Origin of the sequence: Psychrobacter sp. NC44, from assembly GCF_904846655.1 — a bacterium.
Lineage (GTDB): Bacteria > Pseudomonadota > Gammaproteobacteria > Pseudomonadales > Moraxellaceae > Psychrobacter.
In genome coordinates this window covers 16,045-34,435 of record NZ_CAJHBN010000001.1, presented here as the reverse complement: position 1 = coordinate 34,435, position 18,391 = coordinate 16,045, and the positions used below count along the sequence as shown (strand labels likewise).

The following is an 18,391-nucleotide window of genomic DNA, read 5'->3' as shown; positions in this document are numbered from 1 at the left end:
GCAGACTCTTATCAAGTACAAACCTCATTCCTGATCATTAATTGTGCTAAGCATCTTAAAAAGATTATGAGTGGCGTTAGCTTTTAAATTATTGTAATTCACAAGAACCAATTCATCCAAGTCCTCTGTCGTTGGCTCACTATCTACATTTATCAAACCTTGTATGCCAACATTAACTGACACATCGCTATGCTCTGATACAAACTGTATAAGTTGCTGTCTAAGCTGTTCTTGACGCTCGTTTCTGGTGATAATAAGTAGCTCACCACCTGAAATTTCTAATATAAGCTCATCACCTTCAACTCTTAAATCGCCAAAGTATCGATCTGTCCCTCCTTCATACTCACTGATCGGAATGTCATCAGGATTGGTTGCAAAGTTTTCAAAATATAGCTTGTTCTGCTCTTCTTCAAGCGCTTCGAGATACTCTAATCTCAACTCTTCTGCGGTCTTGGACGTATTATCAGCATAAGAAGTGTCAGCTGCCATAGCAAGTTGCGACTGACTAACTCCTATCGTAAATAGTAGGGACACACACAGCCACATTTTAAATAAGGTCTTTGGAATTGAATGATTTACCATATGTAAAACTCATTTATTATAAGTTGATTGATAAAATATTGATTAACTTAATCGTCTAACTGATTGGTCTCGTTGAAATACCAGATAGTTTGCCATTCAAGTCGCTTCATCTTTGGCATGATGTCGCCTGCTTTGAAGTGTTTGACATCTTTACTTGATGGTGACCACCAGTAGCCTGTGAATGGACAAGGTTTACCCGACTCACAACGTAAACGTTTTGGCTCGACATTATGGTTACCGCCGCCAGTATCCGCGATACGCTCAACCAACATCCAAGTGACTGGTGCATCACCAACCGCTTGCATGGTTTCAGGATCATAACCGACGTAAGCTTCATTTGCTAACATGCCATCCAATAACACTTGAGCACTGGCATCTGCTCTACTAGGTACATAAATACCTGCGACAGGGACGACTTCATCTAACTCAACGCTATATTTTGGATTAAGACGATAAATAGGCCACGATTCGGGTGGGTTAAGTGGTCCTCGCGATTCAGTAGTATAGCGTTCAATTAAACTACCAATTTTCCAGCCAAAATAACTGGTTATTTCTAAGTTAAAAGCGCGCGTGCTTGCCTCTCTCCGCCATTTTTCATAATCAAGTTGTTGCTGCTCAGGCATCCAATCGATATCATAATCCATACTGATAGCCCGAAAATCACTCTCAACATTACCGCCATATCTTATTGCCGCTAGATCCCCTTTTAACAGCTCTTGATAACCAACATTTAAGCTGTCTAGAGTATCACGCAGGTTTGGCAATACCCGTTCGCCCCAGACGATATCAGGCTGTCTATTGATAGGACGTGTACGGTAATCAAACGGTAAATCATTGACAAACAGCTCAAGCGCCTGCTCAGCAGCTTCTAACATAGTTGCAAAGGCATCGCGCATCTCTTTAAAATAAGCGGGTGAGCTGTAGCGTTCTAATAAATAGATTTCTTGAGGTCTTATTATATAGTTTTCCATTGTTTGCTCACTTATACCAGTTTTGTTTGAGGGTTGGCACGCCAACCATATCTGTATTTTCTAAACCCTTTAGATCACTACCATAGCCCCATCCTGTTTTTCTGCGTGGTTTTACTCTGCTTTTAATTAATTGTGCTGGATCAAGTACAATTTGTTTGCCACCACCCTCTAACACATACATAGCACCGCGTCCATTAGCCGTTTGGATTTGACCTTTACTATTTTCAAGTATTTGACTGGCGGCTTTACCTTCCCAAACTTTCATACCACCTTTAGGAACAATGTAATGGACGACTTCTCCATTACTATTCCAGCTTGCCCATACTGCAAAACGTCTGCGCCAATCTTCTCGTTTTTTAAGTTTCAAATACTCCGAAGCTCGCATCCAACATATACTATTATCATTACTAGTAGGGTCAACAACGCGATATAAACTCGTCCCCTGTTTTAGTTCTACTGCCTTCATATCATGAAATGTGTTAAACTTTTTCCATAATGGTCCTTTACCTTTATCAGAAATATTGGGATAACCTTTAGGTATTTTGGGACATTCTTCTACTTTAGGATATTTAATTCTTCTGGTCACATCTACCCATTTAGGCGAACTGATTTTTATAAGTTGCACCTCACCATCAGTATGGACTTTTCTAAAATTCGCAACGTTTGTCAAGTTGGTTACTGCTTTATAGCCTCCTTCAGCATCTAAACGTATTGCTAGCCGCTCTAAAAAGTCTTGCACAGGCGCTAAAAATTCACCAAGACGTCTGTTAGCACGATTTCGTATGTCTACTACTACTTTAAGTATATCAGCTGCTTTTTTACCTATACCTGAGCTGCCATACTTTTGTACAAATTCAACAGTCTCCTTTAGATAGCCAATATGCTCGTCAAATACTGTTAAAATCTGCGTCTTATTGACTTTAGCTTTTAAACTCCTTAGTTGCTTAGCTGACCACCTGTATACGTTCCCAGAGGCTTCTTTGCGTATTAGCTTTTTTACGGCAGGACGTCCTAAAAACTTATTAAGCTCTTTTATACCTTGCTCAATAGCTGGTTCAACTGCTTTATATATCAGGCTACCTGAAAATTTGCCAGCTTTAGATAAAGGTCTCATCATGAAGCGTCTAATAGGGGCAAGTAGTACTTTAAATATTCCTTTAAATAGCGATCCTAAAACTGGAAACAGACCGATCAAGGTCAAAATTAGACCCACCCATGCCCAAGGATTACTGTCATCTTCATTTATTTTTTTACAGTTAGCGCAGATATCTCGAACATCACAAATCTGGTCTACCAACGGAATCATAGAAACGACAGTACCAGTAACGACTTGAGCAGTAGATGGTTCCGTTGCAAAATCACCTTGTATGACTACCCAAAGCCAATCGGCAATATCATTTGCTGTTTCTTTACCCTTTTGCACAGCGCCATTAACAGGTACCATAAACCATGCAAGCGCATTTGAAAGTTCTTCTTTTTTCGGTAAAAAGCTCATAGTTGCACCTTCTATTATTTAATAAAGCTTTTAGCAGCTTCTAAAACTTTAAGAAATGAATCAGGAGTAGCGTCTTCAAAATCTTTTTCTTCATATTCAACACGGTTAGCCTGCTCAGGCACATTTTCATGATGTGCTTCACCTTTTCTATCGAGTCTTCCTTTAATAACTTGTCCGCTATCAAAAAATATCTTGTAGCCAACATCAGGTATACCTTCACCATCAACTCCTAAAAGCTTAAGACCAATCCAATTTTTCATTTCTGCCGACGGCAAGAAGGGTAATTCAGTTTTAACTCCACCCCCACTGCCCCAATCCACCTTACTTGCCTTATAGCCCACCTGACTTGGCGTGATAAACGTCACATTACCACCCGATATCTCAATGCCACTACCTGCGGCTTTCAGCGTTAGCGTATCAGGCGCGATAATCTCAATACTATCTCGGCTATGGAGTCGCAGTACTTGCTCGCTATCTAAACGCATCTCGTTCTGATGTGCTTGTATGGTCACATCGCCATGAGCAGCGGTATGGGTTTGGGCTTTATTACTGTAGTAATGGATATCGCCCGCTACTAGCTGATTCATTTGCGTTTGACTGTGATGATGAGTATTGTCTGTCGCGTGGCTATGCGTGCTTTGGGTACTGGTATGCTGGCTGTGTTGTCCACTTAGCATCGCGAGATGACGCTGAGAGTCGATCAGTAGATTAGGTTGTTGCCATTGTCCTGACTCGCTTAAACTTGAGTCATTGGTATCTTCGCTAAATTGGGCAAAAGGTGTTTGCGCATCTTCTTTACTACTGCTTTGCTTGTTATTGCTGCTGCTTTCTAATCCCACGGGCTGATGGATGTCAGCTAGCTGAGCGTAAGCTTGTTGATGTTGGTCAGCAGTTTGCAGTTTGCTATGACTGTCATGACTCATGTGGCTATTCGATGCACTGTTAATATTGTGGCTACTGATATGAATACCTGTACTGCCTTGCACATTGGCGGCGGCTTGGGTCTCGATGCTGATGCCTTTGCCCCGTGCTTGACCGCGAGTATGGTCGGTATGCTGGTATAGATGACCAATGGTTAGGCTAGACTGGAAGCTGCTGCTATAAACATTAATCTGTGGGCTGTCAGGATGGGCGTCAAACATTAGCTGGTTATAGCCGTTGATAAGGCTGTCTTTGGTCGCCTCGCCTGTTCGACTGCTATCGATACTTTGAGTCTTGATACCGTCTATGGGATAAGCATGGCTTTGGTTGATAAACCAAGCTGGACTGGTGGCATCAATGCTACCTGAGTCACTGACGATACTGTTGTGCTGAGCATCAGAATTGCCTTGGCCATTATGGGTGCTACCAATGATGATGGGATGAGTGATGTCGCCACCGATAAAGTCGATAAGTACGTGTTGCCCATGGCGTAGCGGATGGGTTTGTCCCATGTGATCAGCGACTAAGTGGCTGGCAATGGGTATCCAATGCGCGCTGTCGCCGCCTTCGCTTTGCCAGTGGTATCTAATATGGGCACGGTGGTTACGGTCATGAGTGATAGCGCTGCTGTCTGTGTCTATGATGCTGGCGCTCATAAGTCCTGTTAGACTCGGATGCGGTTGCCCAAGTGTAGCAAGCTGCTCTCCATAAGGAATATGGTGATGGTGCGGAAATGGCAGGTAGCAGGCGCTGATGTGATGCACGTTATTGTCGTTGATCTCCCAATATGGTTTGATAGCTATTTGAAATCAACACTGATATAGCAGTTGCTGTATCTTGAGATAACTTATTGCCGCTTAATTGGCCAAACAACTTGCCGTATTTACTTTCGTTCTTTCCAATGAACTCTGATAGCACAGTGAACGAAGCTTGTATATCTCCTTTCAATGAGTCATAAAGTCTGTCAGTGTTGACGCTCTTTTGTTCTTGTTGTTTGATTAAAGAGATTAGGTCAGGCTGCAAATTACATAGGGTATTAATAATCCAGTCACCCACCTGTATATCAGTATTGGTACTGTTATTACCCATTCCACAAGCTCAATACTATTCTATCGATACATCTCAAATAAAGAAGAAACTACTGAATAATAAAATAGTTATCAATAATTGAATAGTTAGAATAATGAGTAAAATCCTTTTCCTATCTATAATTTCATTGACTAGCTCTATGTGTCTTATATCTGTTTTTCTATATTCTTTTTTTAAAATTTTTTTTCTCATCTGAATACCAGCGTAAGCTCCCAAATTATAGAGAAGCAGAAAAGATATGCGCAGATAATCGTTCATTTTAAAAACTTTAGTAGTGCTACTTGTAAAGTTGTTGAAAAACTCCTTATCTTTAATAACTTCGTATTGTAAAGCTAGGCTTAGTAAAGGAGCTACTGCGAACATTAGATATACAACCGGTACTGCATAAATCTCACTATCTGATTTGCTATCAATAAAAAATAACCAGTAAACAAATAGAAATGTGAAGAATACAAATGATAATAAGTGTAGGATTGATTTTTTTTTCACAATTTAATTCCTAGTATTTTCATAAACAATATTACCTGCTATCTCTCCTAAACTGCCCCCAAGTAACCCACCCCCAAAACCCCCAATCACTGCACTGAGACCTACAATGACGACACCTCCTATACCTCCTGTTCCTACAGTAAAACCTACAATTATAGCGCCAACTACCGCACCTTGTGCAGCTCCATATTCAGCGCCTATTACAGATCCTGATAGCTTTAATGGCTCAATGGCTACAGCTTTATGAAGTTTATCTGAGTTTTTAGATTTGTATGCGTCATGAATCTCTTTACTACCTTTAAATGCGTTGTATCCAACAACTAGATTACCACCAAGTTTCAAAGTCTTTGTTACTTTTCCATTTTTCTCCATATTATTTACGTAAGCATCCAAGCCTCCATTAAATGATGTCGATCTTTTCATTTCGGACTTGATCGACTTACTCAATTTATCAGTTCTTACCCCTTGATCCCATTTTAAAAACCGTAATGATAATTTATTGTTCAAAGCTTTATATATTTTTGCGTTGTCCGTTCTAAATTGAGAGAAATGTTTTGAATTACCAGATTTCGTACCTTGTGCTTCATTATAGTTACTCACTAGTGTTCCAAAATTCTTTAATGTATCTTTATTAGTTTGACTTGAGAATGTTATTACAGCACTAGAACCATCTGCAAAATAGTCAAGAAGGGTTTTATCACTATCCTTATTATCATTTGTTATTTCAGTTGGCACAGGGTTTGAAGATACGCCAACAAAATCAGCATCAGATAAAGTACTTGTGGTCAAATCTGACAAATAAACAAAAAGCTCTGGATTAAAACCTTTCTCTCTCTTCATTTTTTCAATTTTATTTTTGGCATCTTTTGCATATTTTTTCATCTTTTGAAGTTCAGTATTACTGCTATGAGATGAGTTGGATAAAATCACAACGTCACCAGGTTGTAAAGTAAGAACAGGCGTACCGATTAAATGTGGATTATTAGCTCGAAAGATGTTCTCTTCTAATTTGGTTGGTGTGTATTTATAAGCTCTTGTTAAAAAACTTTCAATAGATTCTTGTTTTTTAACTAAATACCAAGCAACTTCAGTATTATCTACACCTACTATTTTATTATTCTTCGGGTCTCTTTTGAGTGATGCTGGCGTTGTTTTGAGCTTATATCTACTAGCTCGCCCTTCCTTAGATAGTGGATTTGCCGTAATATCTTTTATAGGCTTACCTTTTATATCTTTGATGTAATATCTGACTTCTTCGACACCACGGTTAGAGAGATTATGTTTTTCAGATAGACCATTGTTACTGAACCTTCTATTTTTACCTAATGAATGTGGCTTACTACTTGTGGGTTTTGCCGAAAGACTCTTATAAGTGACTGTAACATCATATCTAATTAAGCTAATATCGACCATGTCTGATACTTCTAATTTAAGTTTTGTATAATATTTAGCCATATCTAGTCTTCTCCCTCTACATCCACTTCATCATCCTCTACTGCTTCCTCCACTTCATGAACAATCACATGCAACTCATAGTCCTTCGATTCTTCATCAACTAATAGTTTTAACTTACCTTCATAGTCAGTAATATGAATTTCTGTCGAACCATCAGGTTTAATAAGCATACATTTGGTAAAAGCAAGCGGGTTATCATCTTGGTCATGTACTATATAGCGTAGATAATAGTCTAAGTTTTCAGGTAGTTTGGCTGTCGGTAAGTGTACAGCAGGAGATCCTGCTCCACCCCCACTACCCCAATCCACTTTACTGGCCTTATAGCCCACCTGACTTGGTGTGATAAACGTCACATTACCACCCGATATCTCGATGCCACTGCCCGCCGCTTTTAGGGTTAGCGTATCAGGCGCGATAATCTCAATACTGTCTCGACTATGAATACGTAGGACTTGCTCACTATCAAGTCGCATTTGCGCTTGGTGCGCTTGTATAGTCACATCACCATGAGCGGCGGTATGGGTTTGGGCTTTGTTTGAATAGTAGTGAATGTCTCCTGCCACCAGCTGATTCATTTGCGTCTGGCTGTGATGATGAGTATTGTCTGTCGCGTGGCTATGTGTATTCTTGGTGCTGGTATGCTGACTGTGTTGTCCGCTTAGCATCGCGAGATGACGCTGAGAGTCGATCAGTAGATTAGGTTGTTGCCATTGTCCTGACTCGCTTAAACTTGAGTCATTGGTATCTTCGCTAAATTGGGCAAAAGGTGTTTGCGCATCTTCTTTACTACTGCTTTGCTTGTTATTGCTGCTGCTTTCTAATCCCACGGGCTGATGGATGTCAGCTAGCTGAGCGTAAGCTTTTTGGTGCTGGTCAGCAGTTTGCAGTTTGCTATGACTGTCATGACCCATGTGGCTATTCGATGCATTATTCATATTGTGACTGCTAATATGAATACCGCTGCTGCCTTGTATAGTACTAGCTGCTTGGGTTTCGATGCTAATACCGCGTCCTCTAGCTTTACCACGTGTATGGTCGGTTTGCTGATACAGATGTCCAATGGTCAGGCTAGACTGGAAGCTGCTGCTATAGACATTAATTTGCGGACTGTCAGGATGGGCATCAAACATTAGCTGATTGTAGCCATTAATGAGGCTGTCTTTGGTCGCCTCTCCGCTGCGACTGCTATCGATGCTTTGAGTTTTGATACCGTCTATAGGATGAGCATGGCTTTGATTGATAAACCATGCGGGGCTAGTGGCGTCTATGTGGTCAGAATCGCTAGTCAGACTATTGTGCTGAGCATCAGAATTACCCTGGCCGTTATGGGTGCTACCGATGATGATAGGATGAGTAATGTCGCCACCGATGAAGTCGATAAGGACGTGCTGTCCATGACGCAAAGGATGGGTCTGTCCCATGTGGTCAGCGACGAGGTGACTGGCGATGGGTATCCAATGCGCGCTGTCACTATTGTTATCCTGCCCATCTTCTTCTTGCTGCCAGTGATATCTAATATGGGCACGATGGTTACGGTCATGAGTAATGGCGCTGCTGTCTGTATCAATAATACTGGCACTCATCAGACCTGTCAGGCTCGGATGCGGTTGTCCAAGTTTGTCCAGCTGTTCCCCATAGGGAATATGGTGATGGTGCGGAAATGGCAGGTAGCAGGCGCTGATATGATGGACGTTATTATCATTGTCGTCATCATTATCATGGTTCGTATTGGACTGCAAGGTAATAGGATCAAAGGGTGCTGCCCCCAACCAATCCGTAGGAATATGATTATTAATGTGCTGATGAATAGACACTAAACTGATGGGATCGGTTAAATAAGGGTTGCCATCGATATAGTGGCTACTTGGCAAACTCAGATGACGGATATTACCAGTGAGGCTGCCTAGATTGGCACGCTGCTGCTGGTTCTGCTGGTAGCGGGTGGCGAGCTTATCGAGACTGTCATCATCAAAACGGCTATGACTGTGCATAAAGCGCTGATGCGTGCTGTTTGATGAGTCGATAGGTTGCTCGCTACTGCTACTGCCAGTATAGATACTCATCAAGCGACTGTCATAACGATGTAAGTCGCTTTGCTGAGTATGCTGCGCAATACGGGGACGAATGGCAGTGATGCGGTCTTGTCTATCAGCAAGGTTGGCAGGGTTTTGACTGAGGATGCTTTGGATATCATTGACATCAGGACGCAATTCTTCTCCATCACTAGGTAGTAAGATTAGAGTGTGCTTGTCGATGTCGTGACGGTAATAGCCTGTGATGCCATAGAGAGCAAGGTATTGGGTTAGATAAGCAAGATCGGTTTGGTTGTATTGGACGCTGTGCTGAATATGATAGTTGCTGTCATCACTGAGGCGCTCGTCAATCTCAACGTTCATATCGTATGGACTGATAATATCGGTAATTAGCTCACTGAGACTGAGATGATGATGACGGCGATTATGACTGTTCAGGCGTAATTGACCTAAGTTAGGTTCACAGATGATGCGGTAGGCGGCCATACCACTGTTACTACCGAGAGCAACGACTTCGGTGATGATACCGTGACGGGTTTGGCTTGGCAGTAGCGTGTCGCCCGTATGCCAATGTATCGAGAGACTTTGCCCTAGCCATTGCTTTATATCCAGTCCTGCCCGTGGATGCAGTAGAGTAATGCTAATACGGTAGCCGCAATAGAGGGCGAGCTGGCGCTGCTGATAAGACTGCTGTCGTTGATCTTGATGATAAGGGCTTGGGTAGGAAGTAGGCACTGGCATAAGCGCGGGCTTACTCCAAACGCTGTCGGGCAAAGGCATGCCAAGTAAGCTTTCAATCAAGTCAGCCTGTTGAATGAGACTGGTAGCAATATCAAGATGGGCACTACTCAGTTGCACATGCCGCTTTGTTTGAGTCCATACCATGGTAAGCCCTTTTTTATCAGTCCAAAGGTGGAAAGTTTAATATTGCAAGATTATAATTTGTGCACAGATTGCCCGTTAACTAAGTATTCATTTGTCGTTGATTCAATTAATAGCCATCGTCAGATGAATCACGTTTGGGTTTGATTCCAATCATGTCAGAGAGTATCGCTAACTGATCTTCGTTTTTGATGATATGAGTGAGCCATTGGTCGAGCGGCATATCCGCCCAATCAATCGCCCGACCGAGTAAAAACGTCACCGGGCTGTGCGGCTCATTGGTCGAAAAATAATCTTGAATTTGACCTAATAGTTTAAGCGCTTGCTGACGATTGCTTTGATGATCTCGGTTACTAGGATTAAAACTGGTTGAGCTAATATTTTTTGTGCTAGCAGCTTGTCCACTACTATCAGACATTGCACTTTCACCAATACTGTCCATAGTATCGGCTACGCTTTCTTGAGCAGAAACACTACTAGTATCAGAATATTCTGGTATCAACGGTCGCAAATGTTGGGTCAGGGCAACCAATAAATCCGTGACTGGTGCGAAGACTGGCGCATCCATGCCCATCAAATCATTTAACTGATCAGTCAGGGCCTGCCACTGCTCAGTAACTTTTTTAAGATTACTCATCAGTGCTTGTTGCCAAGTCTCACTACTGGTCTTGATGGCGTGGTTATAGTCACTTAGCGTTAATTGATTGGACGTTTCGCTATCGGGATTTTGCTGACGCTGCTTATCATGATCACGCGCGGTTAGATAGTAATTGTAGTTATATTTTTCTGTCTTTGTATCAGAAAGTGATAGCTGCTTAATATCATCGGATAGCGCTTTGACGAACCATGACAACAGCCCTGCTCTGATGTCCATACTGTCTTCTTCACCATCTAGCGGCGGATACATAGTGAGCCAATACTCGTCATTGAGTGTCTGTAGCAGACTTAACCCCTGACTAATACCTGCTAAATGGTCGGTGTGACTCAACGCATCGACATACCAAAGTGCCAGCTTCATATCTTTACTAGTATGGCTGAGCAAATCGGCACATTGGTTTTTGACAAAATCCCAGTCAGCCACTTTTAGTTCAGTGACCCAATTGCCTTGTGCCAGTAATGGGTCATCTTCTTGACGAGCAGCAACGATGGCATTAATACGTGGATCGAATATTAAGTCTTCACCGACCCCATGACGACTGCCTTCAATCGGCGCAATAAGAGTGTCAATATTATTTACTAAAGAGTTATCGTTACTCATTATAATGACTCCTCTTTAATAGCCTTTTTAGTAGGTTTTTTGCTGGCGACTTTTTTCACTGTCGGCTTTTTAGCTGAAAGGGGTTTTCTTGGTGGTTCTTTAACTTGATCCTCAACTTGATATTCAGTTTCATCTTCGCTGTGTTGCGCCATTTGATTGAGCGCCACAACGGCATCAGTATCCAGACGGTAGGCAAAATTATCGTCCGCATCGACGAATACGGTAATTTTCTTTAACACACTTTGACTGTCATCATGAGCCAGTAGCTGACCCGCCATCTGCGGCAGCAAGGTATGACTGATAATCGCATCGGCGTTACGTGCACCAGAATCGACCTCATGACAACGCGATAAAATCAGCTCAATCACCTCATCATCAATGACACAAGGCACATCATAATTGTTATGAATACGGCCAGTGATTTTGTCCAGCTTAAGGCGAATAATTTCTGCGAGCGCATCATCCGTTAATGGATAATAAGGAATGACCGTTAAACGACCCAAAAACGCGGGCTTAAAGGCTTTATACAAATGCGGATTAATGACTTGTTTTAGGCTATCACTGTCTGGCAGGCTAAAGTCAGTAACACTCGGATCTGTATTGATACATGCCTGCATAATCGCAGACGAACCAACATTACTTGTCAATAAAATAAGCGTGTTTTTGAAATCAATTAAACGCCCTTCGCTGTCTTCCATCACCCCTTTATCAAAGACCTGATAAAACAAATCCAATACGTCTGGATGGGCTTTTTCTACTTCATCAAGTAAGAGTACGCTATAAGGACGACGGCGAATCGCTTCGGTTAATACACCACCTTCACCATAGCCAACATAACCTGGAGGCGAGCCTTTTAACGAAGCAACGCTATGGGCTTCTTGATACTCTGACAGGTTAATCGTAATAAGGTTACGCTCACCGCCGTACAGCACCTCTGATAGCGCCAGCGCGGTTTCGGTCTTGCCTACACCACTTGGCCCGACGAGCATAAACACACCTTGCGGACGATTGGGATCATCTAAGCGGGCTTTTGCGGTATGAATCCGCTTGACGATAGCGGCCACCGAATGATCTTGGCCGATGACCCGGGCTTGCAAGGTATCAGCCAAACCCAAGATATGGTCTTTTTCATTACCTGCCATATCATTCAGCGGTATTCCAGTCCAATCTGAGATGATCTGCTTGATGACCTGACGATCCAATACGGGATGAATAAGGCGCTGCGTCTCTTGTACTTGTTTTAACGATTGCTCGATACTTTGATATTCAGCTTGTTTGTCTAAGCGCTCTTTTGCACTAAGCGCATCAGAACCATCTGTCTTGTCATTCAACTGCTGATTCAAGGAATCAAGCTGATCATTAAGCTCGCGCTGTTCGTGCCAACGACTGGTCATATCAGCAATGCTTTGCTGATTGGTTTGGCGCTGCTCATCTAATACGGCAATTTTTTGGCTGACTTTTTCTTTTTCGTCCACACCGCCGATACGCTCGAGCTGCTGACTGAGATTATTGATATGCTGCTCTAACTGCACCCCTTTGGCGTTTAATCTGTCAAGTTGATTGGGTATGGCGGTCTTGGATAAGCTCACCCGTGCCGCCGCCGTGTCTAATACACTGACCGCTTTATCAGGCAGCTGCCTATCGCTGATATAACGTGCGGATAACTCAACCGCCGCTTGTAGCGCATCGTCATCGATTAATATACCAAAATGATTCTGCATCTTGGCACTTAGACCACGAATCATCGCTACTGCTGTCTCTATATCAGGCTCATCGACTTTGACGACTTGGAAGCGACGTGACAATGCTGCGTCTTTTTCGAAGTACTTTTTATATTCTGACCATGTCGTCGCCGCAATGGTTCTGAGCTCACCACGAGCCAGCGCAGGCTTCAGTAAGTTCGCCGCGTCATTTTGACCCGCTTGCCCACCAGCACCAATCAAAGTATGCGCTTCATCAATGAATAATATAATAGGCTGTAGCGAGGCTTGTACTTCTTCAATGACTTGCTTGAGACGGTTCTCAAACTCCCCTTTGACGCTTGCCCCTGCTTGCAGCAAGCCCATGTCAAGACTACGTATCGTCACATCTTTGAGCTGATCAGGCACTTGACCGGCGACTATCTTTTGCGCCAATCCTTCTACCACTGCTGTTTTACCTACCCCTGCCTCACCCGTCAAAATAGGGTTATTTTGGCGGCGACGAATCAAAATATCGATCAACTGATGAATTTCAAACTCACGGCCAATGACAGGGTCTATTTGCTCTGAACTGGCTTTAGCAGTCAAGTCATAAGTATATTTATCCAACGCAGGGGTTGGCTTAGCTTCAGTTTTCTTAGTGTCTAAAGATTCTTGATTGTTAGCATCATTGTCTGCACTATTCGCACCATCATCAGCACCCTTATTGACGCCTTTACTATTGGTAATTTTATTACTGCTTGATCCACTGCCCTCAGTACTACCGAGACATTGACGCTCATAATCATCTTTTAGGGTAAAGCGGTCGATATACTGTAGTGGCTCAGGAAGAGTTTTGAGTAGCGACTGATAACGCTCATACGCCAATAGCACGAGCAATATATGACCAGAGCGAATTTCTAGCGGGCTATTTTTATCAGCACTTTGATTATATTGGCTACTGGCTAGCTCCCACGCATCTTCTAGTAACGCCATCAAACCTTGACTAAATACTGGCGTTGAGCCTGTTGCCTGACCAAAGGTGTTTAGCAAATCAGTTATATCTGCTAGTAATGACTGCTGATGAATCTTATTAAATTTAAGTATTTGAGCCACATCATTGTGCGGCGTGGCAATCAGTTCATGCAATAGATGGACAGTATCGACTTCACGATGCCCATTATTAATACAAAGCCTAGCTGCCTGCTGCAAACACTGTCGACAGCTTGGGCTTAAGCGGGTAATCACAGCTTTTAACTGGCTCATAATCTTTTCCTTTAACATTCTTATTAGACTTAATACCAAACCCAAAAAGTAAGATTAGCTGTGTCAAACTCGCTTAGCCTACAAGACGTAGTACTTTCACTCGTTTTCCTTGCCACTCTAATTTCTGTGAATGGTATAAAATTATTTTTATTAAACAGCAATATAAAATTGATGCATGGCTCTTCATAATAGGTAAAATCTGTCTATTAACCATGAAATACTTACTGAATCGGCAGCGCATAGCGAGTGTCATCATGATGCTGCGTCGCAGGCTGCGATATCAAAAACCCACCCTGACCCAAACCACCAAAACTGCTCTCTGATAATGACAACGGGGTGATGTATTGCTTGTCTAACTCGAGTTGCATCTCGACCGCCAAGCAAACACCGCACCATTTACGGATAAAATCAATAATGACTTGATACATATCCCCTGCTGGTAACAGTCTTAAATAGCGTTTGGCATCCAACTGATGAAACACAATTCTAATCTTGCTATCAAACTGTACGACGCGCGCACCGCAAAATGCGGACAACCCAAGGGCAGCATGCTGACCACCAAGTGCTGTCTGTTCACTGGCTGGTAGATCAAACCACTCCGGTACGAATTGCTCGACACTGACGGTGCTATCTAAAAAATGCGACAGTACATGTGACAACTGATCGGCTGTCAGGCGTCCTGGGGCGATCATGCCAGCATAAGCAATCAAGCTATCGATGGCGGTTAGCTTCTTCGGCTGACGCGCCAATGCCCGCAAGCTCAGTAGATAGTTGTCTTTTTTATTATTTATCTCATACTGTAATGGCAAGTTATAAAACCAACTCGCTTGCACGTACAAATCCGTCAATCGATGGTTAAATAAATCTAAAAATGCTGGTGCCGCTTTATCTTTTGCATGATTGACTCGCGAGGCTAGATGGTCGGTATACATCGCTGGCAAGGCTGACAACGGGCCAGTTAATCCAATAATTGCGGGGCAAACCTCTATCCGTCTGATTTTTAATGAACTAGCCTTTACTTGACCATCCTTTAATGAGCTGCCACTGTCTTCCATATTATCCTGAGCAATGAGCGCCATCGACTCAATTTCAGCTTGCGGATAGGCCAATGACAACGAGGCACGGTAACGTACCTCAATAGGTGTATACCCCATACTGACTTCATGCCGAACCAAACGTAGTGCTTGTAATAACTCATAAGATTGCGGCGCCGCCATTAAAGCCGTTAAATAAGAGGACTGAGACCGCTGCGTGGCTGACATCTGTATATCTCCTCTTTGGTTACGGCATCACTGATGGCCAACTCGACGAAGCTATTTAAGCTAGCGTGATAGCCAAACACATGCGCCAATAAATGGGCAAACTGGCGGATACTCACTCCAGCAAAATTCTTTTGGTTGATTTGAATATTGATCAGTGTACCGCGCACAAAACCAGGCTGTGGCAAGCGCTGAATACGTCGAGCTTCGATACTGGTTTCGACAGACACAATACCTTCGACCAACAGTTTGTTAGAAGCAGACTGGGTAATGTCGTATAGCGATAAATACTCTTTCATCAGCTCCGCATCTTGGGCGGCAAGCGATAAAAAATTCAGACTAATCAGCGATATCAAGCGCCAACGTTCCTCACCTGTATAGTCGAAGCGTGCCGTTCTGGTCGGCTGCTTTAGCAACGATAAGCTGCTAAAGCCAGTCATCCCTTCGCTAAACAAATCGCCACGGCTTTGACCGAATACCACTTGAGCCGGCAAATCTCTATTGGTACACAATAAAGACGCACTCATGCTCACCGCACCTGATAAATCTTCGCGATTTTTTTCTACAAACATAATCTGATATTCAAAACCCTGTTTGAACTCAGCCATATCCTTATCACGTTTGATATGGTAATAACGACCATCATCTTGCTGCTCATAATGATTGAGCGCATAAAATGGATGATATTCACGTTGTATCAAACGATTGTCACTTTGCTTGGACTCTATGACTTTATTAACCTCATAGATTTCATGTTGAAACAGCGCACGAGTATCGGGCACTAAATCGTAATAGATCGAACGATGGGTCACTTGAATAGGCTTGGCAGCCGCCTTGAATAAATTGACAACGGGCGTACAAAACAGCTTGATACTGCTGGCACTGAGCTGCTGCAAGTTTTTTAGGCGGATGGTATTTTTTTTATCAAATCTAAAGTAACAGCGAATCTCAAAGCCATTGCTATCGATCTTTAAATTTGGACAAACCTTACCAAGATTAAGGCGCAAGAAATTGAATTTTTCAGGGAAATAGAAGTATTCCTTTAATAAGGCAGAGGCAGCATTACTCACTCGATGACTCGGAAGAATTTGCTGCTCAGGATCGAAGCCTATAATCTCAAACGGACTACCCGTAATCTTATTGACCTGCCTACCATGCAGATGCGTTTGCTTGACATCACACCCTAGTAAATCCCATAGACTAGTACCCTGACTGGCGTCCTCGTCTATATACAAATCTAACGAGTGGTTTAATAAGGCTTGATAGTCAAAGCTTGAATTAAGCCCCTTAAATTTGATACTGATACAGCCATTCAGCAGTCCATGCTGATTGTCATACACCTCTTGACGAGTTTCAAAGTCGACGCTATCTATCTGTAGCGGCAGCAAGGTCACATCTTGGGTTGACTGAAACTGGCAAGGCGTGCCATTTATTTTTTGGCTGGCGAAAGGGCTGTTTTTAGGGACTAAGACTGCCTCGCTCATCGCATTGCCCTGTACGCCTAGATTAAACTGTGCAATAGAGACCGATGGAAAAGGTTTGAGATAATCGGGATAAACGACTTCTAATAGAGATTCGGTAAAATCAGCGTATGAATCGTCCAATTTTTTATTGATGCGCGCACTGATGAGCGAAAAAGCCTGTATCAACCGCTCTATATGCGGATCATCGACGGTATCGTGCCCCATCAACAACCGATTGGCTATTTTGGGATATTTTTTGGCAAATTCTTTTGACTGTTTATTAAACAGGCTAAGCTCATGCTCAAAGTAAGGAAGTAAACTGTCCATGACGCCTCAATATATTGATCGCTGCTAACTGTATAAATTGAGCGGTAGTAGTAGTTATTTCATTAATGGGATAATGATTATTTTATTAAGTAACGCTGAGAGCTTGGCTCAAAGAACGCATCGAAGCTGACCAGCTCTTGTGCTGGATAAACCTTTAATAATGCTTCAATAGAAAAACACAGTTGATTGACATCAACAGCGCCAATATCTAGCGATACGCGAACGTTTTTTAGCCGGGTATCTTGTTGCTCGACTGTTTGGGCTATTTGGCGACAGATATAATCACAGTCAGTAGGATTGGCACTGCTGAGTCCCACAAAATCTAATATGCCAAAATTCAATATCGATGAGCGCACGTGTTGATAGGCCTGAAGCTTACTTGACACCACACAACGCGTATTTAATAAAGCTTCAAGGTCTCGTGCGACCGAAGACTTTAGCTCATCGATATTAAGACGACGAACCACGAGCTCATGCGACAAATGACGGGGCTGATCATCAAATAACTGCTCGAACAAATTTGGACGAAAGCCAATTTCTTTGTTAGAGGCGTTAGTGGCGTAATTCATTGATATAATCATTCCTATTTAACAAACAAAAAAGAAAGGCCTAGATATAAACCTTTCTTTTTCGGTACGACACAATAGATGACACCTGATACAACCTAAATTAGGCGGTATAAGTAGCAGTGTTGTTGGCTAGTGACCATTTTTTAGTCACAGCGCCTTTAGCAGTACCATCGATATCTTGCTGGGTGTAAGTCCACTCAACAGCAGCATATTTGATACCGACTTTTTCGATTGGTACGCCTTCAGAACGTACCGTTGGCTCGACACTTGCGATCAGCGCATGCTTAAGTTTTACTTCAAGATATTTAACGCGTTTGTCACCGTTGGCACGATAAAAATCAATTTGAATCTCATCAAAAGTATAACCAGCAGAACACGCTTCCCATAGTTTAGGACTGGTTGAGTCCAAATCTTTCATAAACGTCATGTCAGCATGCTCACAACGCTCAGAAGTATGGCCACCAACGCTACTTGCTGTCGCTGATTTTGGCTGACGGATCAAGTGATCCCAAGTATTTACTTCAAGCCAACCTTTATGCTCGCTATCACGAGACTCGCCATCAATTTTATATTTACCGCGGAACTGAATATAAATATCTTTCATATCACATACCTTTTTTTAAAATTTAAATTTCACGTTAGTTTTTAATAAA

Annotated in this window: 14 protein-coding genes; all 14 read right to left on the bottom strand. The window is 42.6% G+C overall.

The window, feature by feature from the left end:
• Positions 1 to 24: 24 nt before the first annotated feature.
• Positions 25 to 582: a hypothetical protein gene (locus tag JMX95_RS00120; RefSeq protein ID WP_201553644.1), complete on the bottom strand. Its 558-nt coding sequence runs from the start codon at positions 580 to 582 to the stop codon at positions 25 to 27.
• 47 nt (positions 583 to 629) lie between these two features.
• Positions 630 to 1,553 (bottom strand): hypothetical protein, encoded by a 924-nt coding sequence (locus JMX95_RS00115; RefSeq protein ID WP_201553643.1) that lies wholly within the window; start codon positions 1,551 to 1,553, stop codon positions 630 to 632.
• 7 nt (positions 1,554 to 1,560) lie between these two features.
• Complete coding sequence (locus JMX95_RS00110; RefSeq protein WP_201553642.1) at positions 1,561 to 3,048, bottom strand: hypothetical protein; 1,488 nt, start codon at positions 3,046 to 3,048, stop codon at positions 1,561 to 1,563.
• Positions 3,049 to 3,062: 14 nt separating this feature from the next.
• A complete protein-coding gene (locus tag JMX95_RS00105; protein WP_201553641.1) occupies positions 3,063 to 4,733 on the bottom strand; it encodes a DUF2345 domain-containing protein in 1,671 nt (556 codons plus the stop codon).
• Position 4,734: 1 nt separating this feature from the next.
• Entirely contained in the window at positions 4,735 to 5,058 is a 324-nt protein-coding gene (locus tag JMX95_RS00100; RefSeq protein ID WP_201553640.1) for a hypothetical protein, read from the bottom strand.
• A 33-nt stretch (positions 5,059 to 5,091) separates the two neighbouring features.
• Positions 5,092 to 5,547, bottom strand: coding sequence for a hypothetical protein (locus JMX95_RS00095; protein ID WP_201553639.1), 456 nt, complete (start codon positions 5,545 to 5,547; stop codon positions 5,092 to 5,094).
• Between the two features lie 3 nt (positions 5,548 to 5,550).
• The gene (locus JMX95_RS00090) at positions 5,551 to 7,002 is read right to left on the bottom strand and encodes a hypothetical protein (RefSeq protein WP_201553638.1); all 1,452 of its coding nucleotides are present in this window, start codon (positions 7,000 to 7,002) and stop codon (positions 5,551 to 5,553) included.
• Positions 7,003 to 7,004: 2 nt separating this feature from the next.
• Positions 7,005 to 9,920, bottom strand: coding sequence for a type VI secretion system Vgr family protein (locus JMX95_RS00085; RefSeq protein WP_201553637.1), 2,916 nt, complete (start codon positions 9,918 to 9,920; stop codon positions 7,005 to 7,007).
• Positions 9,921 to 10,026: 106 nt separating this feature from the next.
• Positions 10,027 to 11,175 carry a type VI secretion system protein TssA gene (gene tssA, locus JMX95_RS00080; RefSeq protein WP_193009437.1) on the bottom strand — a complete coding sequence of 383 codons (1,149 nt, stop codon included), beginning with the start codon at positions 11,173 to 11,175 and terminating at the stop codon, positions 10,027 to 10,029.
• Positions 11,175 to 14,120: a type VI secretion system ATPase TssH gene (gene tssH, locus JMX95_RS00075; protein WP_193009438.1), complete on the bottom strand. Its 2,946-nt coding sequence runs from the start codon at positions 14,118 to 14,120 to the stop codon at positions 11,175 to 11,177. Before tssH ends, tssA begins: the two co-directional genes overlap by 1 nt.
• Positions 14,121 to 14,341: 221 nt before the next feature.
• Positions 14,342 to 15,382, bottom strand: coding sequence for a type VI secretion system baseplate subunit TssG (gene tssG / locus JMX95_RS00070; RefSeq protein WP_201553636.1), 1,041 nt, complete (start codon positions 15,380 to 15,382; stop codon positions 14,342 to 14,344).
• Positions 15,346 to 17,169, bottom strand: a complete 1,824-nt coding sequence (gene tssF / locus JMX95_RS00065; protein ID WP_045448197.1) for a type VI secretion system baseplate subunit TssF — start codon at positions 17,167 to 17,169, stop codon at positions 15,346 to 15,348. Before tssF ends, tssG begins: the two co-directional genes overlap by 37 nt.
• Before the next feature lie 77 nt (positions 17,170 to 17,246).
• Positions 17,247 to 17,738, bottom strand: coding sequence for a type VI secretion system baseplate subunit TssE (tssE, locus tag JMX95_RS00060; protein ID WP_193009440.1), 492 nt, complete (start codon positions 17,736 to 17,738; stop codon positions 17,247 to 17,249).
• 100 nt (positions 17,739 to 17,838) lie between these two features.
• Positions 17,839 to 18,342, bottom strand: coding sequence for an Hcp family type VI secretion system effector (locus JMX95_RS00055; RefSeq protein WP_025651832.1), 504 nt, complete (start codon positions 18,340 to 18,342; stop codon positions 17,839 to 17,841).
• Positions 18,343 to 18,391 lie beyond the last annotated feature (49 nt).